26 protein-coding genes and 1 pseudogene are annotated in these 23,472 nt (G+C 66.2%); 7 read left to right on the forward strand and 20 right to left on the reverse strand.

All coding sequences use genetic code 11. The features are described from left to right. Genes gspH through gspM form a run of 6 tightly spaced genes read left to right on the forward strand, consistent with a single transcriptional unit; the run spans position 1 to position 3,791 of the window. A complete protein-coding gene (gene gspH / locus K675_RS0111655; protein WP_017903699.1) occupies positions 1-471 on the forward strand; it encodes a type II secretion system minor pseudopilin GspH in 471 nt (156 codons plus the stop codon). Beyond that, entirely contained in the window at positions 461-841 is a 381-nt protein-coding gene (gene gspI, locus K675_RS0111660) for a type II secretion system minor pseudopilin GspI (RefSeq protein ID WP_017903700.1), read from the forward strand. The genes gspH and gspI overlap by 11 nt, the downstream gene beginning before the upstream one ends. After that, positions 834-1,379 carry a type II secretion system minor pseudopilin GspJ gene (gene gspJ, locus K675_RS0111665; protein ID WP_017903701.1) on the forward strand — a complete coding sequence of 182 codons (546 nt, stop codon included), beginning with the start codon at positions 834-836 and terminating at the stop codon, positions 1,377-1,379. Before gspI ends, gspJ begins: the two co-directional genes overlap by 8 nt. Continuing rightward, positions 1,376-2,236, forward strand: coding sequence for a type II secretion system protein GspK (locus tag K675_RS0111670; protein WP_017903702.1), 861 nt, complete (start codon positions 1,376-1,378; stop codon positions 2,234-2,236). Before gspJ ends, K675_RS0111670 begins: the two co-directional genes overlap by 4 nt. After that, a complete protein-coding gene (gspL, locus tag K675_RS0111675) occupies positions 2,233-3,330 on the forward strand; it encodes a type II secretion system protein GspL (protein WP_017903703.1) in 1,098 nt (365 codons plus the stop codon). Before K675_RS0111670 ends, gspL begins: the two co-directional genes overlap by 4 nt. Further along, positions 3,327-3,791: a type II secretion system protein GspM gene (gene gspM / locus K675_RS0111680; RefSeq protein WP_017903704.1), complete on the forward strand. Its 465-nt coding sequence runs from the start codon at positions 3,327-3,329 to the stop codon at positions 3,789-3,791. Before gspL ends, gspM begins: the two co-directional genes overlap by 4 nt. A gap of 1 nt (position 3,792) precedes the next feature. On the opposite strand, the gene K675_RS0111685 is transcribed toward gspM, so the two are convergent. After that, positions 3,793-5,070, reverse strand: a complete 1,278-nt coding sequence (locus tag K675_RS0111685) for an MFS transporter (protein WP_026145118.1) — start codon at positions 5,068-5,070, stop codon at positions 3,793-3,795. A 118-nt stretch (positions 5,071-5,188) separates the two neighbouring features. On the opposite strand from K675_RS0111685, the gene K675_RS0111690 reads away from it, so the two are divergent. Continuing rightward, a complete protein-coding gene (locus K675_RS0111690; protein WP_017903706.1) occupies positions 5,189-6,109 on the forward strand; it encodes a LysR family transcriptional regulator in 921 nt (306 codons plus the stop codon). 6 nt (positions 6,110-6,115) lie between these two features. Here the strand turns inward: K675_RS0111690 and K675_RS0111695 are convergent, their stop codons facing one another. From K675_RS0111695 to K675_RS0111785, 19 genes and pseudogenes are all read right to left on the reverse strand, one after another. Beyond that, a complete protein-coding gene (locus K675_RS0111695; RefSeq protein WP_017903707.1) occupies positions 6,116-6,352 on the reverse strand; it encodes a DUF6124 family protein in 237 nt (78 codons plus the stop codon). A 419-nt stretch (positions 6,353-6,771) separates the two neighbouring features. Next, positions 6,772-7,218: a hypothetical protein gene (locus K675_RS0111700; protein WP_017903708.1), complete on the reverse strand. Its 447-nt coding sequence runs from the start codon at positions 7,216-7,218 to the stop codon at positions 6,772-6,774. 39 nt (positions 7,219-7,257) lie between these two features. Next, on the reverse strand, positions 7,258-7,698 hold the full coding sequence (locus K675_RS0111705; RefSeq protein WP_017903709.1) for a hypothetical protein: 441 nt from the start codon (positions 7,696-7,698) through the stop codon (positions 7,258-7,260). A 25-nt stretch (positions 7,699-7,723) separates the two neighbouring features. Next, a complete protein-coding gene (locus K675_RS0111710) occupies positions 7,724-8,950 on the reverse strand; it encodes a beta-ketoacyl-ACP synthase (RefSeq protein WP_017903710.1) in 1,227 nt (408 codons plus the stop codon). Continuing rightward, positions 8,950-9,678, reverse strand: a complete 729-nt coding sequence (gene fabG, locus K675_RS0111715; protein ID WP_017903711.1) for a 3-oxoacyl-ACP reductase FabG — start codon at positions 9,676-9,678, stop codon at positions 8,950-8,952. Before fabG ends, K675_RS0111710 begins: the two co-directional genes overlap by 1 nt. Next, complete coding sequence (locus K675_RS0111720) at positions 9,671-10,135, reverse strand: hotdog family protein (protein ID WP_017903712.1); 465 nt, start codon at positions 10,133-10,135, stop codon at positions 9,671-9,673. The genes fabG and K675_RS0111720 overlap by 8 nt, the downstream gene beginning before the upstream one ends. Next, positions 10,132-11,328: a beta-ketoacyl-[acyl-carrier-protein] synthase family protein gene (locus tag K675_RS0111725; protein ID WP_017903713.1), complete on the reverse strand. Its 1,197-nt coding sequence runs from the start codon at positions 11,326-11,328 to the stop codon at positions 10,132-10,134. The genes K675_RS0111720 and K675_RS0111725 overlap by 4 nt, the downstream gene beginning before the upstream one ends. Continuing rightward, positions 11,325-11,807, reverse strand: a complete 483-nt coding sequence (locus K675_RS0111730) for a hypothetical protein (RefSeq protein WP_026145119.1) — start codon at positions 11,805-11,807, stop codon at positions 11,325-11,327. Before K675_RS0111730 ends, K675_RS0111725 begins: the two co-directional genes overlap by 4 nt. Beyond that, the gene (locus K675_RS0111735) at positions 11,804-12,538 is read right to left on the reverse strand and encodes a class I SAM-dependent methyltransferase (RefSeq protein ID WP_017903715.1); all 735 of its coding nucleotides are present in this window, start codon (positions 12,536-12,538) and stop codon (positions 11,804-11,806) included. Before K675_RS0111735 ends, K675_RS0111730 begins: the two co-directional genes overlap by 4 nt. Beyond that, positions 12,535-13,782, reverse strand: a complete 1,248-nt coding sequence (locus K675_RS0111740; RefSeq protein WP_026145120.1) for an NAD(P)/FAD-dependent oxidoreductase — start codon at positions 13,780-13,782, stop codon at positions 12,535-12,537. The genes K675_RS0111735 and K675_RS0111740 overlap by 4 nt, the downstream gene beginning before the upstream one ends. Further along, positions 13,773-14,930, reverse strand: a complete 1,158-nt coding sequence (locus K675_RS30680; RefSeq protein WP_037006447.1) for a hypothetical protein — start codon at positions 14,928-14,930, stop codon at positions 13,773-13,775. The genes K675_RS0111740 and K675_RS30680 overlap by 10 nt, the downstream gene beginning before the upstream one ends. Next, entirely contained in the window at positions 14,924-17,263 is a 2,340-nt protein-coding gene (locus K675_RS0111750) for an MMPL family transporter (protein ID WP_017903717.1), read from the reverse strand. The genes K675_RS30680 and K675_RS0111750 overlap by 7 nt, the downstream gene beginning before the upstream one ends. Further along, on the reverse strand, positions 17,247-17,951 hold the full coding sequence (locus tag K675_RS0111755; protein WP_051070748.1) for an outer membrane lipoprotein carrier protein LolA: 705 nt from the start codon (positions 17,949-17,951) through the stop codon (positions 17,247-17,249). Before K675_RS0111755 ends, K675_RS0111750 begins: the two co-directional genes overlap by 17 nt. Then, the gene (locus tag K675_RS0111760; RefSeq protein ID WP_017903719.1) at positions 17,948-18,373 is read right to left on the reverse strand and encodes an acyl-CoA thioesterase; all 426 of its coding nucleotides are present in this window, start codon (positions 18,371-18,373) and stop codon (positions 17,948-17,950) included. The genes K675_RS0111755 and K675_RS0111760 overlap by 4 nt, the downstream gene beginning before the upstream one ends. Beyond that, positions 18,366-19,910: an HAL/PAL/TAL family ammonia-lyase gene (locus tag K675_RS0111765; RefSeq protein ID WP_017903720.1), complete on the reverse strand. Its 1,545-nt coding sequence runs from the start codon at positions 19,908-19,910 to the stop codon at positions 18,366-18,368. The genes K675_RS0111760 and K675_RS0111765 overlap by 8 nt, the downstream gene beginning before the upstream one ends. Further along, positions 19,891-20,829 (reverse strand): glycosyl transferase, encoded by a 939-nt coding sequence (locus tag K675_RS0111770; protein ID WP_017903721.1) that lies wholly within the window; start codon positions 20,827-20,829, stop codon positions 19,891-19,893. Before K675_RS0111770 ends, K675_RS0111765 begins: the two co-directional genes overlap by 20 nt. Beyond that, a complete protein-coding gene (locus K675_RS0111775; protein WP_017903722.1) occupies positions 20,826-21,560 on the reverse strand; it encodes a glycosyltransferase family 2 protein in 735 nt (244 codons plus the stop codon). The genes K675_RS0111770 and K675_RS0111775 overlap by 4 nt, the downstream gene beginning before the upstream one ends. Further along, entirely contained in the window at positions 21,553-23,223 is a 1,671-nt protein-coding gene (locus K675_RS0111780) for an AMP-binding protein (RefSeq protein ID WP_026145121.1), read from the reverse strand. The genes K675_RS0111775 and K675_RS0111780 overlap by 8 nt, the downstream gene beginning before the upstream one ends. Further along, positions 23,220-23,472: pseudogene (locus tag K675_RS0111785) on the reverse strand (hypothetical protein); the annotation flags it as partial. The gene K675_RS0111780 and the pseudogene K675_RS0111785, both read right to left, overlap by 4 nt.

The raw sequence follows: 23,472 nt of genomic DNA on the forward strand, positions 1-23,472 counted from the left end.
GTGCCGGCGCGCTCGCGTGGTTTCACCCTGCTGGAATTGCTGGTGGCCATGGTGATCATGGGGCTGGTGGCCGGGCTGATCGGTTTCTCGATGAAGCCCAGTCCGCTGCGTCAGGCCCGCCAGGAAGCCGGGGCGCTGTTGCAGTTGCTGCAGCATTTGCGCGAGCAGGCCGTGCTCGAAGGCCAGGAGTTCGGCTTGCGCATCGATGCCGAGGGTTACCAGGTGGTGCTGTATGAGCGCCCCGAATGGCGTGCTGCCGGTGCATCCTATCGCTTGCCCGACGGCCTGTACTTTCGCCTGGAGCTCGAAGGCCAGCCGCTGAAGCTGGGCAACCGGCCGAACCAGCCGCAGTTGCTGGTGCTGAGCAGCGATGAAATGAGCGCCTTCACGCTGCATTACGAAACCGCCCAGCGGCGTTGGCTGAGCGTATCGGGAGACGGCCTTGGCGACCCGGCCATCGATGAAAGCTGAAGGCGGCTTCACCTTGCTGGAGGTCATGGTGGCCCTGGCGGTGTTTGCCGTGCTCGCCGCTGCGGTGCTGTCGGCCAGCGACTACGTGCTGCGCCAGGGCGGCAGTCTGCAGCAACGGCTGTTCGCGGTCTGGCTGGCGGACAACCAGTTGAGCGAACTGCGCTTGCAAGACGCGCCGGCACCGGGGCGGCAGCACTTGCTGCGGCGTTTCGACGGACGCGAGTGGCGCCTGGACCAGAATCTGATTCCGGCGTCTGACGGGCGCCTGATGCAGGTCGAACTGGAAGTTCGTCTCGGCAATGACCCGCAACCGTTGCATCGCCTCACGGGTTGGTTGCCGCTGACCGGGAGCGAACGACGCGATGACTAGGCAGAGTGGTTTCACCCTGCTGGAGCTGGTCATCGCTCTGGCGATTTTCAGCCTGCTGAGCCTGGGCAGTTGGCGGCTCTACGAGGGCCTGTTGCGGGTGCAGGAGCAGGTGTCGGCCCACGAACAGGCACTGCGCAGCCTGCAACGGGCGCTGAGCGTGCTTGAGCGGGACCTCATGCAACTGGCCGTTTCCACCGAGGCTCCGGCGCTACGCCTGCGCCAGGGTGAACTGAGTCTGTTGCGCGGCAACTGGCGCAACCCGCTGGACCAGCCGCGCAGCGAGCGCCAGGAAGTCAGCTATCGCCTGGAGGCGCACAGCCTCTGGCGTCACAGCCGCAGCCCCGGGTTGGCGCCCCCTCTCCAGCAGGTGTTGCTGGGCGATGTGCGCCAATGGCGCTGGCGTTTCCACGACCCCCGGGTCGGTTGGCGCAGCGACTGGCCGGCTGGCGCCAAGCTGCCGCGGGCGATCGAGGTGACGTTGTCCGCCGGGCGTTTCGACGGGATTCGCCGGGTCATCCTGCTGCCGGAGGACGCATGAGTCCATGCCAGCAACGGGGTGTGGCGCTTATCACCGTACTGCTGATCATGGCCTTGGCGCTGCTGCTGACCGCCAGCCTGCTGCGCAGTCACCGGCTGACCTTGCAGGGCGGTGCCCAGCATATCCACCAGGTGCAATTGCGCCAGTGGGCGCTCGCCGCCGAGGGCTGGGCCGTCCAACAACTGCCGATCGCCGAGCCGAAGGCGATGCAGAACGTCAACCTGGCCCAGGACTGGGCGCTGCGGCCGCTGGCGTTGACGCTACCGGACGTCGAATTGCGCCTGGACATCGAGGACCTGGCCGGGCGCTTCAACCTGACCCCGCTGTTCGCCTCCGGCAAGGCCGATGAAATCGTCCAGGCCCGCTGGGCCCGGCTGCTGGAGCGGCTGGACCTCGCCGCCATCGACCTGGCGCCGCTGCGCGGCACCGAGGTTCGCGACCCGAGCCAATTGCGCCTGCTGCCCGGTGTGGACGGGGCGAGCCTGCGTCGCCTGGAACCCTGGGTCGTCCTGCTACCGGGCGATGCCGGGCTGAACGTCAACACCACCAGCGCGCTGCTGCTGTCGACCCTGGAAGGCATGAGTGACAGCGATGCGCAAAGCCTGATCGAGCGGCGCCCCGCCGAAGGTTATCCGGATGCCGGCAGCTTTGCCCTGGTCTCCGGCCTCCGGGGCCGTGGCATTTCCGCCCATGGCCTGGGCGTGAGCAGCCGCTGGTTTCGCGTCAGCATCGAAGTCGCGGCCGGTCGCAGCCGGTTGCGGCTGGTCAGCGACCTGGAAATCGATCCGAAAACCCTGCGGCCGCGTGTTGTGCAACGCCGCTTCCTGGCTCCGACCCAAGGCGAATCGTCCTCATGATCCCGTGGCTTTACCTTTACCCGGCAGGGCTCGATGCGCCCGATGAACAGTGGCCGGTCGCCTGCTGGCAAGTCCCTGACGAAGGGCGCGACATGACCTTGGCCGAGGCCGCCGAGAGGCTGGCGGGCAAGCCCGTGCGGGTGGTGCTGCCGATTGAAGCCTGCGGCTGGCTGCGCAGCGAACCGTGGCCGGGCCGCCGTCGACCCACGGCCCTGGCGCTGGCCTATGCGCTCGAAGAGCAATTGACCGATGATCCGGACAGCCTGCACCTGGCGTCGGGCAATCCCGATCCGGCCCGCCGCTATCCGCTGCTGGTGGTCGACAAGGCGCGCTTTGGCCGTATCGTCGAGCTGCTGCGGCAGGTGGGTTTGCAATTGGCGAGTGTGCGGGTCGATGCCGATCTGTTGCCCGCTGACCAGGCCTACTGCGTCTGGTGGGGTGGCCGCTGGCTGCTGGGTGGTGCTCTTGAGGCGCGCCTGGCGTTGCCCGGGTCGGCGCTGCCGGGGCTGGCTGCGCGATTGCCGGCCGAACTCGTTCGGCTGGATTGCGCGCACTCGGCGCAAGTCTCGGCACTCTTGAACTCTGGGCTGGGGACGGAGTTGCTCCAGGGACCGTTTCGGCCGACGAGCGCACGTCAGCCTTGGCGACCGCTGCTGGCGTTTGCGCTGGTGCTGTTCGTCCTGTCCTGGGGTTTTACCCAGGCACGCAGCCATTATCTGGAAGCCCAGGCCGGACGGCTCCACGAACGGAGTATCCAGCACTTCCAGGCGCTTTACCCGGAGCAGACGCGGGTGATCGACCTGGCTGCCCAGCTCCGGGCGCTGGGCGCTGCCCAGACACAGCAGCCCCGGCGGATGGTCCGGCTGGTGCAACTGGTCGAGCAGGTGATCGGTGGCAGCGGCGTCGAGGTTCAGCGGATCGAATATCGGGCTGGCGCGGGCTGGACACTGGCGCTGACCGCCCGTGATTTTGCCGAGCTGGAGCGCTTGCGCGAGCGTGGGCAGCAGCACCGCTTGCCGATCCGGCTCGGCACGGCGAACAAGGAGGGCAGTCGCGTACGTGCCCTGCTGACCCTGGAGGAACAGAACGGATGATCGGACGCCTGCCGATAGTGGTCTTGTTGATCGAGCGCTGGCAGCGCCTGGCCCGGCGGGAGCGCCAGTGGCTGGCCGGGTTGGCGATCTTCCTGCTGGCGGTGCTGCTGTTCAGCGGCCTCTGGCAACCGGCACAGCAGCGCCTGGACAAGGCGCAGCGCCTGTACCAGCAACGCCTGGTGCTGCTGGCCGAGGTACATAAGGCGCGGCCGACGGTTGTCCGGGCGGATTCGGCGCAGCCACTGTCGACCCGTCTGGGCGAGACCGCCCGGGCAGCCGGGCTCGAACTGCAGCAACTGGACCAGGACGGCCAGTCGCTGCGCCTGACCCTCTCGGGCGACGCCATGGCCCTGCTCGGCTGGCTTGATCGCATCGAGCAGGGCGGGGCGCGGTTGCAGAGCCTGAGCCTGGAGCCGCGTGATGAGCGGTTGGAGGCTCGGGTGGTGTGGCTGGCGCCCTAGTTCAGGACGCCTGGTTGCTTGCCAGCACCGGCAATCGCGCCAGTTTCAACGCCACCAGCAAGGCCACCAGCAGCAGGCTGCCAATGAACAGGCCGATACCGTTCCAGGCGCCGTAGTGCCAGGCCACGCCGCCCAGGGTCCCGGCGACGCTGGAGCCGGCGTAGTAGCAGAACAGGTACAGCGACGAGGCCTGCCCCTTGGCTTTCTGGGCGCGGCGGCCGATCCAGCTGCTGGCGACCGAGTGCGCGCCGAAGAAACCGAAGGTGAACAGCAGCACCCCGCCGATCACCACCGGCAGCGGCGTGGCCAGCGTCAGGGCGATGCCCAGCAGCATGGTCAGGATCATCGACCACAGCACCTTGCGCCGGCCCAGCTTGTCGGCCAGGGCGCCGATCTGCGCCGAGCTGTAGATGCCCGACAGGTAGACGATCGACAGCAGGCCGACGAACGCCTGGCTCAAGCTGTAGGGTTCGGCCAGCAGGCGATAGCCGATGTAGTTGAACAGCGTCACGAAGGCGCCCATCAGCAGGAACGCTTCGAGGAACAGCCAGGGCAGGCCGGCGTCACGAAAGTGGAGGGTGAAGCCGTTGAGCAGGTTATGGGTGTTGAGCCGGCTCGGGCGGAAGTTGCGTGATTCCGGCAGGATCTTCCAGAACACCGTCGCGGCGATCAGCGCCAGGCCGCCGATCACCAGCAGCGCGGTGTGCCAACTGACGAAGTCGATCAGCACGCCGATGATCAGCCGCCCGCTCATCCCGCCAATGGCGTTGCCGCCGATGTACAGGCCCATGGCGAAGCCGATGTGTTGGGGATGGATCTCTTCGCTCAGGTAGGTCATGCCGACCGCAGCCAGGCCGCTCAGCGACAGGCCCACCAGCGCCCGCATGAGCAACACGCCCTGCCAGGTGGGCATGAAGGCACCGAGGATGGTGAACAGTGCGGCGCTGAACAGCGCCACCACCATCACTGGCTTGCGTCCGAGGCTGTCGGAAATCGGCCCGGTGATCAGCAGGCCGATCGCCAGCATCGCGGTGGCGACCGACAGGATCAGGCTGCTCTGGGCCGCATTGATGCCGTACTCCTTCGACAGCATCGGCATCATCGGCTGTACGCAGTAGAGCAGGGCGAAGGTCGCGAAACCGCCGGAGAACAGCGCCAGCACGGTGCGCATGAACGCCGGGGTGCCTTTCTCGATGTAGGTGTCGCTGGGGCGGGGGGCGATATCGTCCGAAGCGTTGGGGGAAATTTCGTGGGCGAGGGGAGCGACAGCAGTTTTCACGGTGGACCTCGGAAGGCGCATTCGGTCAGGCAGTGAAAAAATCATATAGCTGGCTAAATATTCTTTCCAATATATTGTTCGACATGTTTGATAGGTTTTACGACTCAATGAGGTCTCCATGGAATTGCGTCACCTGCGCTACTTCATCGCCGTCGCCGAGGAACTGCATTTCGGCCGTGCCGCAGAGCTGCTGGGCATCTCCCAGCCACCGCTGAGCCAGCAGATCCAGGCCCTGGAGCAGGAACTGGGGGCGCGGCTGTTCGAGCGAACCAATCGTCGAGTCGAACTCAGTGAAGCGGGGCGATTGTTCCTCGCAGAGGCCCGGCTGGTGCTGGCCCAGGTCGACAAGGCGGCGGACGTGGCCCGTCGCGCCCAGTTGGGCGAACTGGGGGAGCTGAAGATCGGCTTCACCTCGTCGGCACCATTCAACTCGACGATCCCCCAGGTGATTTTCTCGTTCCGCCAGTCCTACCCGGCGGTGCACCTGAACCTGCAGGAAATGAGCAGCAAGATGGTCGCCGACGCGTTGATGGACGAGTCGATCGAGGTGGGGTTGATGCGCCCGCTGGCGTTGCCCGACGCCCTGCATGTTGTCGAGCTGATGCGCGAGCCGCTGGTGGCGGTGCTCAGCGCCGAGCATCCGCTGGCCAGTGGCAGCGAGGCGGGCTTGCATCTGTCCGAACTGGCGCTGGAGCCTTTCGTGTTCTTTCCACGTAGCTATGGCAGTGGCCTGTATGCGCAACTGGTGACGCTGGCGCGCCAGGCCGGTTTCAGCCCGCACTTCGCCCAGGAGGCCGGTGAGGCGATGACCATCATCGGATTGGTGGCGGCGGGGCTTGGGGTCTCGGTGCTGCCGGCGTCCTATCAGCGCATCCGCATCGATGGTGTGGTCTACCGGCCGCTATTGGACCCGGATGCGATCTCGTCGGTGTGGCTGGTTCAGCGCAAGGACCAGAAGTCACCGATGGCCAAGGCGTTTGTCGAGTTGTTGACGCAGCGGACGATGGGTTTTTCGGAGCATCACACCGGCGCGAAGTAAAACGACCTAGTGTGCCGGTAGATTATTCAACGACTGCTCCAACTCGGCTTTTGCCATCTCCACCAGATGCATGGTCGAGAACGCCAAGGCGCGCTTGGAGCCGCTGAGACCATCACCGGACTCGTAGGCGGTGGCCGCTGCGCAGGTCAGCAGATCGGAGATGTGAATCAGGGATTCTTCCAGGTTTCGATGGGCTTTGGTGCTGGGGGCGTGCGCCGGTGGTGCAGGGGTAGTTTTGCTCATGGTCATGCTCCTGACGAAAGAGGGAGCTACCAGCATCACTTGCAGATGATGGGTGGCAGCTGTACGCGAGCCTGCAAGACCGGAACGTCAGGGACACCGGCTGACCCAAGGGTCACCCGCGCACAGCCACCATAAATCGCAGCCACTGAAAAGTGCCGTGCGGGGTGGGGCGCTTTCACGCCTGATGTTCATCGAGCTTGCAGACTCGGTCGCTGATTTTGCAGCGACAAATCGCAGGCTAGCGGTGTGATGAACAACCCACAAGGTATTGGGATTTTCTAGGAAATGTCTCGCGAGTGAAAGGGAAAGGTCTTTCAGCTGACACAAAAGCTCGCGAGTGGGGCGCTGAACTTGTGGCGAGTGGGCTTGTCGGAACGCCGCACCGCCCGCCACAAGGGAGAGTCCGCATCGCTGGGGGGTTACTGCACTTTCGACAGGTCGCCCTTCAGCGCTACGCCGCCGATGAATGCGCCGGCATGGCACTCGTAGGTGGTCGGGCTCTTGGTTTCGTTACGCTTGTAGTAGCTGACGATGTTGGTCACCGCGTTCGCCCCGGCCTTTTTCGCCGCGTCGTGCAGGGTGATCAGCGCCGATTGCAGGGCCCAGGCGCAGGCCTCCTCGTCGCTCTTGTTGAAGGCGTTGGTCTTCTTGTTGGTCACCGCGCCAGGGCTGACCACGCTGACCTTGCCCTTGGGCGTGTTGCCCGCCAGGTAGAACTTGACGCTGCCATCGATCTTGCCGGTGCTGACCGCTTCGGCCACCACCTTGTCGAATGGCAGGTTCAGCGTGGTATCGCGCGCCTGGCTCAGGCCGGGCAGGCTGCACAGGACCAGGGTGGCAGCGGCGGCCCAGGTTTTCGTTTTCATGATCAACTCCTTGTTTTTCGATGCACGGAAGAAACGGTGTTACTGGCTGATCGGTTGCGGCTGGTCGACACCGATGGCGCGAGCGGTGCTCTCGGCATCGTGATCGCGCAGCTCACGCAGGATGCCCTTGTCCAGCAGGCGCACCCAGCGGATGTAGTTCTTGTGGATCTTGCCATCCTTGTAGTCCATGCCGCTGCTGTCGCGGTAGGCGATGTTGTAGCCGCTGGCGCTGTAGTTGATGTCGACCTCGACGTGGAATTTCTCACGCACGGTGATCTCGGCCTGGATCTGCGACGGGTTGACCCGCTGCACGCTCCACTTGCGCTTGACCAGGGTGGTGAGGATCGCCTGCTTCATCTGCTCCTGGCTGGTCTGGATCTCGGGGGTGACGGTGCGCGTCGGGGTGATGATTTTCTTGCTGGTGCAACCGGCGGTCGTCAACAGGGCCAGGGCGATCAGTACAACGCGAAACAGGGACATTCCATTTCTCCAGTGGGGTAAAAAATCAGGACCAGCGACGGAACACCAGCGAGGTGTTCACGCCACCGAAGGCGAAGTTGTTGTTCATCACATACTCGTTGCTCATCTGCCTGAACTCGCCGCGCAGGTAGTCCAGCTCGGCGCATTGCGGGTCGACCTGGTCGAGGTTGAGCGTGTGCACGTAGCTGTCGCGGTTCATCATCTCGATGCTGAACCAGGACTCCAGCGCACCACAGGCACCGAGGGTGTGGCCGAGGAAGCTCTTTTGCGAACTGATGGGCATGCGGCTGCCGAACAGGCTCTGGGTCGCCAGGGTCTCGGCGATGTCGCCCTGTTCGGTGGCGGTGCCGTGGCCGTTCACATAGCCGATGGCCTCGGGCGCGAGCCCGGCATCCTCCAGCGCCAGTTCCATGGCCCGGCGCATGGTGGCCTGCTCCGGACGGGTTGCATGCTGGCCGTCGGCATTGCTGCCGAAGCCGACGATTTCCGCGTGGATATGCGCGCCGCGGGCCAGGGCATGCTCCAACTCTTCGAGCACCAGCATGCCGCCGCCCTCGCCGATCACCAGGCCGTCGCGGCCGCTGTCGTAGGGGCGCGGGCTGGTGTGCGGGGCATCGTTTTTCAGGCTGGTGGCGTAGAGCGCGTCGAACACCATGGCTTCGGTGGCGCAGAGCTCTTCCGCGCCACCGGCGAGCATCATCGGCAGGCGGCCGAACTTGATCGCCTCGTAGGCGTAGCCGATGCCCTGGCTGCCACTGGTGCAGGCACTGGAGGTGGGGATCAGGCGGCCGGTGAGGCCGAAGAAGATGCTGATGTTGGCTGCCGTGGTGTGCGGCATCATGCGCACGTAGGAGTTGGCGTTGAGCCCCTCGGCCACCGAGTTGATCAGCATCATGCCGAAGGCCTTGATCTCGTCGGTGCTGCCGGTGGACGACCCGCAGGCCACGCCCATGCGCCCGTCGCGGATGATCTCGTTGCCCAGCAGGCCGGCGTCGGCCAGGGCCATTTCGGCGGCACCGACGGCGAAGCGCGAAACCCGGCCCATGCTGCGCAACTGCTTGCGGGTCCAGTGCGAGGGCACCGCATAGTCGTCCACCGGTCCGGCCAGGCGGGTGTTCAGTTCGCTGAAACGGTTCCATTCGTCCATGCGCCGGATGCCGCTGCGACCGGCGCGGAAGTTCGCTTCGATACTGGCCCAGTCGCTGCCCAGCGAGGTGATGCCGGCCATGCCGGTGACGACGACGCGTTTCATCAGCACAGGCCTCCGTTGACGGCCAGAACCTGCCGGGTGATATAGGCCGCTTCGGCGGACATGAGGAAGTTCACCGCGCCGGCGACTTCTTCCGCAGTGCCCATGCGCTGCGCGGGGATCATTTTCAGCAGCTCTTCCACCGGGACGTTTTCGTCGAGCATGGCGGTGTCGATCAGCCCCGGGGCCACGCAGTTGACGGTGATTTTTCGTTTGCCCAGCTCGATCGCCAGAGCCTTCGCCGCGCCGATCAGACCGGCTTTCGAGGCGCTGTAGTTGACCTGGCCGCGGTTGCCGATCAGCCCGGAGACCGAGGTGATGCAGACCACCCGACCCGGCGCGCGACGGCGGATCATCGGCATCATCAACGGGTGCAGCACGTTGTAGAAGCCGTCGAGGTTGGTGCGCAGCACCTGGTCCCAGTCATCGTCCGAGAGCGCCGGGAAGGCGCCGTCGCGGGTCAGGCCGGCATTGAGCACCACGCCGTAGTAGGCGCCATGGGCCTCGACGTCGGCTTCCAGAATCGCCCGGCAGGTTTCCCGCTCGGACACGTCGAACTGCAGCACCCGTGCGTTGCGGCCCAGGGCCTGGATTTCGGCCTGCACGGCGTCGGCCTCGGTGCGACCGCTGCGGCAGTGCAGCACCAGGTCATAACCGGCCTGGGCCAGGCGCAGGGCGATAGCACGGCCGATGCCACGGCTGGAGCCGGTAACCAGTATGGATTCAGTCATGGCTGGATTCCTGTGATTCGTTGAGATAGGTGGCGGCCTGGGGCGGACGGAACACGTTCAGGCGGGCCGAAGCCTGGATGGACGGACCGCTGAGGTGGCATTCGAATACTCCCATGCCATTGTCGTCCTCCAGGGAGCGCTGGGCATGGATGGTCAGTTCGCTGCCCAGCGGGAAATGTTCGACGTTGCATTCGAACTTGCGGGTACCGAGCAGGAAGCCCAGTTCCACCGGGCGACCCTCGCTGCGGGCGCGGCAGCCGGCATAGGCGGCCACGCTCTGGGCCATCAGCTCGATGCCGACCCAGGCCGGCAGGCTGCCGTCCTCGCGGTTGAACAGGCCGCCGGGGCGCACGGTGAGGCGGGTGTTGATCTGCTCTTCATCGAAGCTCAGGACCTGATCGATAAGGATCATGTCCCCGGCGTGGGGCAGCAGTTCGGCGAGCGGCCAATCGATCATGGGGCGTCTCCGATAATCAGGCTGACGTTGTTGCCGCCGAAGGCAAACGAGTTGCTCATCAGCCGGCGTGGGGTCTTGGCGTCGAGCCGGTCGTTCGGGCCGACCCAGTGCAGCCCAGGCAGGGCCGGGTCGGGCTGGCCGTCCCAGAGATGGGGCGGCAGGGCGCCGTGGGGGTTCTCGGTACTCAGGCTCAACCAGCAGAAGGCCGCCTCCAGCGCCCCGGCGGCGCCGAGTGTATGGCCGGTCATGGGCTTGGTCGAGGAGCAGGGCAGGCTGTCCGGGAACAGCCCGGCCACCGCCAGGCTCTCCATGGCATCGTTGTGCTGGGTCGCGGTGCCGTGCAGGTTCAGATAGGCGATCTGCTCCGGTTGCAGGCCGGCCTGGCGCAGCGCCTTGCTCATCGCCTGGGTGGCGCCCTTGCCGGCTGGTTCCGGGGCGGAGATATGGTAGGCATCGCAACTGGCGCCGGCGCCGAGCAGGGCGATCGAATGCGCCTCGCCCGGCTGGCGGGTCATCAGGAACAGCACGGCGGCTTCGCCGATGTTGATGCCGTTGCGGTTCACCGAGAACGGGTTGCAGCGCTGTTCCGATACCGCTTCCAGCGAGCTGAAGCCATTGAGGGTCAGCTTGCAGAGACTGTCGACTCCGCCGCACAGAACGGCATCGCACAGGCCCAGGTCGAGCAGGCGCTGGGCGCTCATCAGGGCGCGGGCGCTGGAGGTGCAGGCGGTGGAGATCACATAGGCCGGGCCATCCAGTTGCAGCCAGTCGGCGAGGAAACTGGCCGGGGCTCCGAGTTCCTGTTGCCGGTAATCGTAGTCGGCGGGGAATTGCTGGTCACGCAGATAGCTGGCGATACCGCGGCTGGCTTCATCGATACCCGAAGTGCTGGTGCCCAGGACGATGCCGATGCGCTCGCGGCCATAGGTGGCGATGGCCTGGCGGATCGGCTCGGCGATCTGCAGGGTCGCTTCCATCAGCAACTGGTTGTTGCGGCTGTGCTGGTTGCTCAGCTCGCCGGGCAAGGCCACCAGCTCGCCGCGCACGGCGGCGACGGGTAGCGCGCGCTCGGGGACCCAGCCGGTTTCGGCACGAATGCCCGAGCAGTCGCCGGCGAACAGGTTGCGGGCGACTTCCTGCTTGTCGCGACCCAGCGCGCAGATCAGGCCGAGGGCGTTCAGGTAGGCGGTCATGGCGCGCTCTCGTTCAACGGGCTGATGCTGTAGTGCAGACCTTGCGGCAGGTCGAGGCGGAAGAACAACGGCTGACGATAACTGACCTGCCACTGCTCGCCCAGTTTCCGTTGCCCGGCTTGCTGGCGGGCAGTGGGGTAGTTGTCTGCCAACTCGGCCTGCGGCGTCAGCGCGAACAGCAGCGCGGCGAACAGCTCGCGGGCTTGCGGGTTGGGTGGCAGCAGGCCATCGGCGTGCCAGTCACCATCCTGCAGGAGCTGGCGTGCCAGCGGGATGCCCAGCGGATCCATCAGCGACCAGCGCAGGCCACCGGCCTCGCGCTGGATCACCAGCAGCCAGTCCTGACGTACGCCGTCCTGCTGGCGCTCGACCAGCAGTTGCAGTGGCAGGTTCAGGGTCGGGGTGTACGCGGGCAGCGGCAGGCGGCTGGCGCAGGCGCCCAGCAGCAGGAAGCAGCCCAGCAACAATGTACGGATCATTCGCGCGGCCCTGCCAGGGGTTTGCGGGCGACCACATTGACCAGGGTTTCCTCACGCTGGCCGACTGGCGGCGGGTTCTTCAGGCGCAGGCGTTCGAGCAGGCCGAAGTCCTTGGCCCGGCTCCACCACAGGTAGGGGTACGAGACGTTCCTTTCTTCGAACTCGAAGCCCTGGTCGCGAATCATGTCCAGGTACTGCGCGGCGCTTTTCTGCACATGCATCGGATGGCGGAACAGCCATCGGATCACCCAGGTGTCGATATAGGCTTCGGTGGATTCGGCGAACAGCAGGTAGCCACCCGGTTTCAGTACCCGGTAGAACTCGGCCAGGGCCCGGTCCTGCTGGACCAGGTGGTGGAAGGTCTGGTGGCAGAACAGGATGTCGACGCTCTCTGACGGGACTTCCAGGGTCGCGCAGTCGCTGCCGATCAGCTCGATGTCGAGATTGCGCCGCCGGGCTTCCTCGGCGGCCAACTGCAGGCTGTGCGGGTCGGCGTCGAGGCCGATCAGTCGTTGCGGCGCGAACACCTGCTGCAGGTACTGGAAGGATTTGCCCTGGCCGCAGCCGGCATCGAGCAGCACCGGGTTTTTCGGCAGCTCTTCGCTGAACAGGCGCCGCAGGTCGTTGATCGCCACGCGCAACACATGGTGCTGCCAGGTGTGGCTGCGCAGGAACCAGAAGCCGAAACGGGTTTCCTCGACGTAGGTGTCGCTCAGGTATTGATTGCTCATGCCGGGGTGCTCGCACAGATTTCCGAGAGCATCCGCAGGCGACGCTTGGGCTCACTGACAAAGGGGTTGCGTTCGTCCCAGGCATAGCCGGCGAGGATCGAGCTGATCATGGCGCGGATTTCCTCCGAGCTGCCGGGATGGTAGATCACATCCTGGAAGGTCCCGGCGTACCAGCCTTCGACGTAGCAGCGGAAGGTGTCGACACCCCGTTTCAACGGTTCGGCGAAGTCGCGCTGCCAATCGACGCTTTCACCCTGTAACTGCCGGTGCAGCAGGCCCGCGGCCATGCTGGCCGAGCGCATGGCGATGGTCACGCCGGAGGAGAACACCGGGTCGAGGAATTCCGCCGCATTGCCCAGCAGCGCGTAGCCCGGGCCGTGCAGGCGCTTGACGTTGGCCGAGTAGCCGCCGATGGCCCGTGCCGGGGTGTCCCACTCGGCGTTTTCCAGCACGCGTTGCAGGCTCGGGGTTTCGGCGACGAAACCCTTCAGGCAGGCATCCAGGTCTTCGCCACGACCGGCGAAGTGGCTGGCGTCGGCGACCACCCCGAGGGAGCAGCGGCCATTGCTGAACGGGATGGTCCAGAACCAGATATCGCGCTTTTCCGGGTGGGTGGTGATGAGGATCTTCTCCCGCTCGAAAGCGGGGTGGTCGATGCGGTCTTCGATGTGGGTGAACACCGCCCGGCGCACCGGGAAACCCGACGGCGCCTCCAGGTCCAGCAGGCGCGGCAAAACGCGGCCGTAGCCGCTGGCATCGAGAACGAAGCGGGCTTCGAGCCGATACTCGCTACCGTCTTCGCGCCGGACCTGCACCTGGGGTCGCGGACGCTCGAAGTCGGCGCCGACGATCTCTTCGCCGTAGCGGATTTCCACCCCTTGCAAGGCGGCCTGGTCCGCCAGCAGTTTGTCGAAATCGGCACGCTGGACCTGGAAGGTGGTTGGCTTGCCGTTGCTGAAGGTCTTGCCGAAGTCGAAGGCGCTGTAGCGGTCGCCCCAGGCGAAGGCCGCGCCGTTTTTCAACTGGAAGCCGGCGGCGTTGACGGCGTCGAGCATCCCGGCTTCCTCGACGAAGTCCAGGCAGTGGGACAGCAGGCTTTCGCCGATGGAAAAGCGCGGGAAATGCTGGCGCTCGACAATCAGTACATCATGACCATGGCGCTTGAGCAGGGCGGCGGCAATCGCACCGGAGGGACCGGCGCCTATCACCAGCACTTCACGGCGTTCCATTTCAGTCATTGGCACACGGGCTCCTTGCCGGTCTCGGCGCTATTCAAGGGAATTCGATTCATGCCTGCCAGCGCTGGCAGCAGCGTGGCGAGCAGGCCCATCAGCATCAGCGCGAAGTACAGCGCCGGACTGATCAGCTGTTGTTGCAGGAGCAGGTTGAGGAAGACGATCTCACTCAAGCCGCGAATGTTGAGCAGCAGGCTTTCCTTCCAGCGGCTGGCGCCGGGAAACGACTGACCGGCCCAGCCCAGGCCCAGCCAGTTGCCCAGCAGCTTGCTGGCGACCGGGGCCAGCAGCAGCGCGACGAACTGTAGCAGGCTCAGGTTGTTCAGGGCACTGTGCACGTTGATCTGCGCGATACCGAAGGTGAGGATCAGCGGAACCGCCACGCCGATCTGCAGGCGGCTCATCCACTCGGGCTTGAGCGGCGGTACCAGCGGCACCTTGAGCCAGGCCATGCAGAGCAAATAGCCGATGCCGAAGATCAGCGCGTTGAGTTTGTAGTGTTCGGCCACCACCAGCAGGCCGAAGAAGCCCAGGCCATGGACCAACGGCTGGCGTACCCGGCAGCCATGCAGGGCCAGCGGCAACAGGGCCCCACCCAGCGGCAACAGCAGGCTGCCCAGGTGCAGGCTGCCCTGGGCCAGGCCGAACAGGGACCAGCAGGTCAGGTCGATCAGGATCGCGGTCTGCACCAGGCGACGGGTGGCGGCGAGGGGGTAGCCGATGTGCTTGAGATAGAGATAGAGCACCGGGATCGCGGTGATGGCGAACACCAGGCCGATCGCCAGGGCGTTCAGCCAGTGCTGTTCCGGCAGCAGCCAGACGGCGCAGGCCAGCCCGCAGGCGAATGGCACGCCGAAGCTTGGCAGGGCGATCTTCAGGCTCTCACGGTCCAGCTTCAGTTCGATCACGTCGCCGAGAATGCTCCCCAGCACCAGCGCGAAGGCGCAACCGTAGAGGGTCCTGAGCCAGTCGGGAGCGACCAGCGCGGCACCGCTCAACTGCCAGTGCGGCTCGATCCAGAACAGCATCAGCAGCGGCAGGCCGAAAGTCGCCAGCAGCAACTGGCTGACGATCGGCACCAGGCCGAACCGTCGGCCGATGCGGGTCGCCACGGCGAATGCGGCCAGCGCCATGCCCCAGAACAGCAGGATCAACATGATGCGGCGTCCTTGTCCGTGGTCGCATGATGCCGCCCGGCCCAGGGTGCGAGCAGGAAGCTGAAGGCCAGGCCGAGGCTGACCGACAGGCCGAAGTTGCTCACTGCCGGCGTGTTGGAAATCGCCAGCAGGCCGAACGACAGCCAGGTGGTCAGCGCGGCCAGCAGGGTGCCGAGCAGGCTGACCGCCGCGCCGCCGATCTGTTCGCGCATGAGGATCGCGTAGTCGACGCTGATGGCCGTGACCAGCAGCAGGCCGAACAGGCTGAACAGGGTCAGCGGTTGCCCCAGCCAGCCGAGGCTGGCCAGGCTGCAGAGCGCCGCCAGCAAGGGCAGGGAGACGATGCGCAAAGCGCCGCCGAGACCGAATGGCAGGATCAGCAACAACACGATCAGCACGCAGGACGCGAGCTTCAGTTGCGCCGCACTGATCTGCGTGGCGGCGAATACCTTGTTCAGGTCACCGAGACGATCCACCAACTGCACGCCCGGCAGGTCCAGCGCCTGGATGCGCAGCAGCTCGGCGTTGTTCAGGCCCTGCAGACTGACCATGCCGGCCACGCCATCGGCGTACGGGCCGAGCCAGAGCACCCGCCAGGGTTCGCCGAGGGGACCGGCCAGGGCGCTGTCGATATCCTCGATCGGCAGGGCCTGGAGTTCGGCCAGTTCCTGCTGCAGGGCCGCCAGTGGGACGCCGAGGTCGAGCAGCGGTTGCCAGTGTTGCGGCAATTGCTGGAGCGCGTCACGCAGGCGCTGCTGCTCGCTGGGCAGGCTGACCAGTTGGTTCAGCGACAGGTAGCCTTGCAGCTTGTCCAGGCTGACCAGTTGCCCGAGACGCTTGCCCAGCGCGGCCTGGCGTTCCAGCAGTTGCTGTTGGTCGGCGGCGCGGACCAGGAAGAACTGGCTGGTCGGCTGGTAGCCGGTGATTCGCGCAATGGCCTGGGCCTCGGCCTGCAATTGCGGCGGCGCGCCGACCCACTGGCGGATATCGTTTTTCGTGCCCAGTTGCCACAGGCCCCCGGCGCAGAATAACAGCAACAGGCCCAGCAGCACTGGGCTGCCGAGTTTCCGCAGCAGCTTCTCGCGCAGCGCCAGCAAGGCCTCGCAGGCCTTGAGCGGCCACTGCGCCGGGCGCAGGTCGGCCCCCTTGAGCAGCGCCGGGAGCAGGCACACTGCGGTCAGGTAGGCACCAAGCAGGCCGGCGGCGGAAAACACCGCGATCTGGGTCAGTGCCGGGAAGGGTGTCCAGGCCAGGGCCAGGTAGCCGATGCAGCTGGTGGCCAGGCTCAGGCTCAGGCCGGACAAGGTCACGCGCAGGGCCGGCCAACTGTGCCAAGGCTTGAGGCTCCAGCTCTTGGACAGGTAGTGCAGCGGGTAGTCCACCGCTACGCCGATCAGGCTGGAGCCGAGGACCAGCGTCATCACGTGCATGTGACCGAAAAACGCCACGCAGGCCACGGCGCCGAACAGCATGCCCACCAGCACTGGCAGGAACGCCAGCAGCACCCGCCAACGACGGAACGCCAGCAGCAACAGCAGGAGAATGCCCAGGGTGGCGCCGCCACCGACCCAGGTGATTTCCCGGCTCGCCTGTCGCTGGCCGCTGGCGGCGTAGAGCAGGCCACTGGCGGCCAGCAGTTGCACGTCGGCCTGGCTGGCTTGCTCGCGGCTCTGCTGGAGCAGTTCGGCCACCTGCAGCGGCAGTTTCATGTCGAAGGCATTGCCGGTGGTGCGGGCCCGCAGCAGTACCCAGCTCTTGCCGTCGGCGTCGGCCACCAGGGCGCCGCTACCGATATCCAACTGCACCGCGCCACGTTGTGGCTGGCTGTTCTGGATGCGCCCGGTCAGACCGAGCCAGTCGTCCTGGCTCGGCACCAGGCTGAAGCCGGCGAACGGGTCGAACAGGGTTTGTACCCGTTGCTGGATGAAGGCCGCCGGGTTGTCGATCAACTGCCGGCGGTCTTTCGCCGAGAGCATCGCCAGGCGGCCGCGCAGCAGTTGCTCGCGCAGGGCGGGCAGGTCGGCCTGCAGGTCCCACCGGACCGTTTCGAACAGACCGCTGGCCTGCCAGCGCTCACCCAACTGGCGAGCCATGGCGATGGCCCGCTGGCGATCGGCATGGCCGACCAGCACCAGTATCTCCCGGTTCAGCGGTTCCTGCATGCGCTGTTCGGCCTTGAGGTCCAGCGCATCGGGCGAGGAGCCCGGCACCAGTTCCATCAGGTTCGCCGACAGCGGCGCGCCGTGCCGCCACTGCCAGCCGGCCAGTGCGAGCACCGCCAGCAGCAGGACCAGGAACAGGCGCGGCAGCAGGCGTTCACTCGGCAAAGTCATGTTGCTCCGCTTCGCTCAAGGGTTGGTCCGCGGTGCTGTCCTGCATGCGCAGGACGGTGCTGTCGCCCTGGGTTTCCAGCAGCTCGATGCGTTGCACCAGAGCGCCGCCGTCGATGTCGATGCGGGTGAAGATCTGCTTGAGCAGTACCGAGCGTGGTGTCAGGGTCAGCTTCCAGTCGTTCGCCTGGCCTTGCAGTTGCAACTCGAAGTCCCGTTGCAGGCCACTGCTGTCGCCTTGCAGCACGGCGATGAACAGGCGGTTCTGTTCGGCCCCGGCGCTCTTGTTCGGGACCATCTGCCAGCCGCTGCCATCGCGTCGGGCGATGCCTTTGGCGGTGATGCGGTAGTCCTGTTGCAATGGGGCCTTGAGCAGCCAGAGCAGGCCATGGTCCTTGGCCAGCACGAAAGTGCCCTTGCTGGTCAGCGGCTGTGGCAGGGCGCGCAGGTGTTTTTCCTGGATGAAACTGCCGTGGATCACCGACGGCCTGGCCAACTGTTCGCTCAGTTGTTGCAGGTCGAAGGCCGCCGCCTTCCCGGAAAGTCCCAGGCACAACACCAGCAGCAGACCACGCACGCCCCCTGTAGGGGCCGGCTTGCTGGCGATGAGGCCTTTGAGCCTTGCAGCGATCCTGCGGGTGCTATCGCCAGCAAGCCGGCTCCCGCAGGACAGAGGTGTGATGAAGTTCATGCGAGCACCTTTTCGACCGCGTCGACGAAAACCCTGGGCGAGGCCAGTTGCATCTCGCGGCTTTCGATATGCACGGCGACCTGCACCGTGCTGGCACGGGTCAGGCGCTCGCCGCTGGCGAGGTCGGTGATCAGGTAGTTCACCTTCAGGCGGTTTTCCCACTCCACCAGGTCGGCCCGGACATTGATCCGCTGGCCGAACACCGCGCCGCGCACATAGCGCAGTTGCAGGTCGATCACCGGCCAGGCGTAGCCGGACTCGCGCATCTGCACGTAGTTGTGGCCGATATGGTCCAGCAGCGCGCAGCGGGCGACTTCCAGGTACTTCACGTAGTGGCCGTGCCAGACCACGTGCAAGGTATCGACATCGAAGAACGGCACGAGGATCTCCGTATCGACGTGCAGCACGCCACGACTACGCATGCAGCCTCCAGTGTTGTTCGCCGATGCGTTGCAGGCACAGGCGCAGTTCGGTTTCCAGGGCACGGTCCTCGATCAGCGGCGGGAAGTCCCGGGCCAGTTCTTCCTGCATCACCGCCAGTGCTGGCGGCAATGGGCGGGCGTCGGCTTCCCGGCTGCGCAGCCAGACACCCTGGTTGGCGGCCAGCAGCGTGGCGGCGGCAACCTGTTCGGTCAGCTCCAGCACGCGAATGGCGTCGCGGGCGGCGATGGTGCCCATGCTGACCTTATCCTGGTTGTGGCATTCGGTTGAACGCGAAAACACGCTCGCCGGCAGGGTGTTTTTCAGCGCCTCGGCGGTCCAGGCACTGGCACCGATCTGCACGGCCTTGAAACCGTGGTTGAGCATGGCGCGTTCGCTGCTCGAGCCGGAGAGGTTGCTCGGCAGGCCGTGGTTGTAGCGCACGTCCACCAGCAGGGCGAGCTGGCGGTCCAGCAGGTCGGCGACGTTGGCCACCAGGTTCTTCAGGCTGTCCATGGCGAAGGCGATATGCCCGCCGTAGAAGTGCCCGCCGTGCAGGACGCGTTCCTGCTCGGCGTCGATGATCGGGTTGTCGTTTGCGCTGTTCAGTTCGGTCTCGATGAAACCGCGCAGCCAGCCCAGGCTGTCGGCCAATACGCCGAGCACATGCGGCGCGCAACGCAACGAGTAGCGATCCTGCAGGCGATGCAGCGGCGCGGTCGGCGCGTCGATGGCCAGGTCCTGGCGCAGCCAGGCGGCGACCTGCATCTGGCCCGGGTGTGGCTTGGCGGCGAACAGGCGCTCGTCGAAGTGCTCCGGGTTGCCCTGCAGCGCGACGACGTTCAGCGCGGTGATGCGGGTTGCCAGGCGCAGCAGGTAGTCGGCGCGGGCGAAGGCCAGGCAGGCCAGGCCGGTCATCACCGCGGTGCCGTTCATCAGCGCCAGGGCTTCCTTGGGCCGCAGGACCAGCGGCTCCCAACCCAGTTCGCGATGCACGTCGGCGGCCTGGCGGCGCTCGCCACGGAACAGCACTTCGCGTTCGCCGGACAGGGTCGCGGCCACATAGGACAGGGGGGTGAGGTCGCCGCTGGCGCCGACCGAGCCCTCCTCGGGGATCAGCGGCAGGATGTCCTGGTCGAGAAACGCCTGCAGGCGTTCCAGCAGTTCCACCCGCACCCCGGAAACCCCGTGGCACAGCGACTGCAGGCGCGCGGCGAGCACGGCGCGGGTGGCCTGCGGGTCGAGCAGCTTGCCCAGGCCGCAGCCGTGGAAGGTGTAGAGATGACGTGGCAGCGCCTCGACATGCTGCAGCGGCACCGCCACCACGCAGGAGTCGCCGTAGCCGGTGGTGACGCCATAGATCACGCCTTCCTTGTCCAGCAACGAATCCAGGAACTGTGCGCCCTTGGCGATGCGCTGGCGGTAGGCCGGGTCGTCTTGCAGTTGCGTCGGCACCTGACGGTTGGCCAGGGCCAGCACGTCCTCGATGCGCAGCGGGAGTTCGCCGAAGGTTACCGGCTCAAGCGGATGCGTTGTCATCGGTCTTCCAGAAAGGGTAGAAATTGAACCATTGTTGGGGCGCTTGCAGGCAGTACTGGCCCAGGCGCTCGGCATAGCGGGCGGTCCACTGGGCGATGACTTGCTCGCGATCGCCGCGCTTCCACTGCACGGCTTCGGCGAAGGGTTCGAGGGTGACGTGATAACGCCCCTCGAGCTTCAGGCAGAACAGCAGGTTGACCGGGCATTTGAGCAGCCCGGCCAGCAACCAGGGGCCTTGCGGAAATGCCGCGTCGTGGCCGAGGAAGTTCACCCGCACATTGCGCCCGCCATGCAGCGGGACGCGGTCGCCGGCAATCGCCAGCCACTCGCCGCGGTCCAGGCGCTGGCTCAGTTGCAGCATGATCGCCGGGTCCAGCTCGCTGACCTGGATCAGCCGCAGGTTGGTCGCCCCGGACTCGCCCAGCAGGCGATTGAACCGCTCGGCGTGCTTGGTGTGCACCAGCACGTTCATGGTGACCTTTTCACCCAGTTCGGCCAGGGCGCGGCAAACTTCCAGGTTGCCCAGATGGGCACCCACCAGCATCTGGCCGCGCTCGCCGCGCAGTTGGTCGCGTAGCCGGGCCGGGTCGATGATGTTGATCTGGTCGATGCCCAGTTTGCCGTTCCACACGTCGAGCTTGTCCAGCAGTGCATCGGCGAAAGCCATGAACTGGCGGAAGACTTTCAACCGTGTCGGCTGCAGCGCGCTCTGGCCGCTCCACGCGGCCAGGTGCTGCTGGTATTGCCAGGCACTCTGCCGGGCGCTGCGGCCGAACAGGAAAAAGTACAGGACGATGCCGTGCAGCACCGGGCTGAGCATTCTTCGACCGAGCACCCGCACGCCGAAGGCGGTGAGTTTCATCAGCCAGAAGCTGCCGCGCTCCTGGTGGTCGGCCCAGTGTTTCTGCGTGTCGCTCATGCCCGCCACCGTCGCCAGAGGATGCTTGGCAGGCGCAGCAACATGCCGAAGAACAGCCGGGTGTGCATGCTCGAAATCAGCGCGTTGTCATGGAACGGGCGGAAGTGCGACAGGCCGTCCTGGGGGTAGTGAACCCGGGTCGGCAGCCAGCGCATGGGCTGGTTGCGCCAGGCCAGGCGCACGAGGATTTCCGGATCGAAGTCCATGCGCCTGCCGACCCGGGCGCTGTCGATCAGCGCCAACACCGGTGGCAGCGGGTAGACGCGGAAACCGCACATGGAGTCGGGGATCTGCAGCGACAGGCTGTTGATCCACACCCACACATGGGTCAGGTAGCGGGCATAGAGGCGGCCCTTGGGCACGCTTTCGTCATATTGCGGATAGCCGCAGATCAGCGCTTCGGGATGCTGACGGGAGGTCTCGAGGAAGGTCGCGACGTCCTGCAGGTCGTGCTGGCCGTCGGCGTCCACCTGCAGGGCGTGGCTGAAGCCGCGCCGCGAGGCTTCACGCAGGCCGGCCATGACCGCGCCGCCCTTGCCCTGGTTGACCGGCAGCTTGACCAGGAAGGTGTTCTCGCCTTCGGCCAGGTGTTCCAGCACCGTGGCGCAGGCCGGGCTGCTGGCGTCGTCCACCAGCACGCAGGGCAGGCCGGCGGCCAGCAGGGCTTCGACCACCGCCGGTACGGCGGTCTCGTGGTTGTATACCGGAATCACCGCACACGGCTTATGCATGCGCGGCCTCCAGCACGATGCGGCCGCTGGAGCAGGCCGCCTCGCCATTGCGGAAGGCAAAGTAGAGCTTGCCGCGTTCCCGGTCGAAGCGCAGGCTCAGCTCGATCCGGTCGCCCGGGCGTACCAGTTGCTGGAACTTGAGCACTTCCATGCCGGCGAATGTCGCCGGCAGTTCAAGCCGTTCGCGACCGAGTTCCAGGGCCCAGTCCACCTGCACCACGCCGGGTAGCACCGGCGTGACCGGGAAATGCCCGCTGAAGTAGGCGAGATCCGGCGGGACGGCCAGTTGCAGCAGCCATTCACCGTCCGTCTCGCTTTGCCCGAGCACTTCCGGCGCTTTCGGCCGCGGAGCCTGCAACAGCGCCTGGACCTCGTTCTGTGGCAGCTTGCCCTGGGCGTTGAGCGGCAGTTGCCGCAGCAAGCGCCAGCGCCGTGGCAGGGCCAGGGCCTCGCAGTGCCCGAGCAGGTATTGGCGCAGGGCGTCGGTCAGGGCGCGCCGCCCCTGGTTGCGCAGGGCATGCAGGCCCTGGCCGGAGAGCACCAGCAAGGCACCGAGGTAGGCGCGATTTTCCTGGACCACGCCCAGCCGCGCCTCGGCGACCCACGGGTGTTCCAGCAGCGCCTGTTCGAGCATTGGCAGCGAGATGCGCTTTTCCTCCAGCTTGACGATGCGGTCGAGCCGGCCGAGCAGTTCGAAGCGGCCATCGGCCTCGAAGCGCGCCGCGTCCGCGGTCTGCTCGACATGGCCTTCGGGCAGGTATGGCGAGGCGACCTGCAAGGCACCGTCGGCATCCTGGCTCAGGCACACATCGGCGAAGGGACGCCACAGACGATCGCCCTGGCGCCAGGCGATGCCGCCGGTCTCCGAACTGCCGAGGATTTCCGTCGGCCATTGTCCCAGGCGTTGCCGCAGGCTGTCGGCCGCCTCTTGCGGCAGGGCACCGCCCGAGGAGAACACCTGGCGCACCGCGCTCAGCGCCGGCCAGTCGAGGTTGTCGCCCATGCGTTTGAGCAGCGCGGGGCTGGCGACCCAGGCGAACTGCGGGTGTTCGCGGCTGCTGCGTTGCAGATCCTCGGGGAACGCCAGTTGCCGGCGCACGAAGGTGCGCCCGGCACACAGCGGCCAGAGCACGCGGAACAGCAGGCCATAGATGTGCTGGGCCGCGACGCTGCCGATGATGCGGGCCTGGCCCAGGTCGGCTCCCCACAACTGTTCCAGTGCAAGCACTTCGTTGGCCAGTTGGCGCAGGCTTTTCTCGATGAGCTTGGGCTCGCCGCTGGAGCCGGAGGTGCACAGGCTCAGGCGGCATTGGTCGAGGTCCAAGGTGGCCGGTTCCAGGGGGGCGGCGCTCAGGTCAGCGAGATCGGCGCTGTCAGTCAGCCAGAGATCGACCCGGGCCGCCCAGCGTTGGCGGGTCTGGTCCTGCAGGTCGGGCAACAGCAGCACGGCCACGCCGGCGCGCCAGGCGCCGAGCAGGGCGACCGCCAGTTCACCGGCGTCTTCCAGGTGCAACGCCAGGCACTGCACGTGCTGCTCGCGCAGTGCCGCGGCCAGGCCCAGGGCGCGCCGGCACAGTTGCGCGTGGTCCAGCGGCGGATCGATTGTCACGGCACGCCCGGCGTGCATCCCGAGCAGCAACTGCTCAAGGCTTATCCAATTCATGCGCGGCCTCTCACGCGTTGTCGTATCAGCCATTCAATGGCAAACAGCAGACCCATCAAGCCGTAGGCGATCAGGCCGTTGTACAACGTCCACCAGCTCAGCGGCGCCCAGAGGGTCAGGGCGGCGGCGAGCAGGCCGTTACAGAGAAAGAACAGGCTCCAGGCCTGGGTCACCCGGCGTGTATAGCTGATAGCCACTTGCGGCAGCTCCGGCTCGCTCAGCCGTGCCAGCCGCTCGGCCACCGGAGGG

This window comes from Pseudomonas fuscovaginae SE-1 (genome assembly GCF_000364705.1).
Classification (GTDB): domain Bacteria; phylum Pseudomonadota; class Gammaproteobacteria; order Pseudomonadales; family Pseudomonadaceae; genus Aquipseudomonas; species Aquipseudomonas fuscovaginae_A.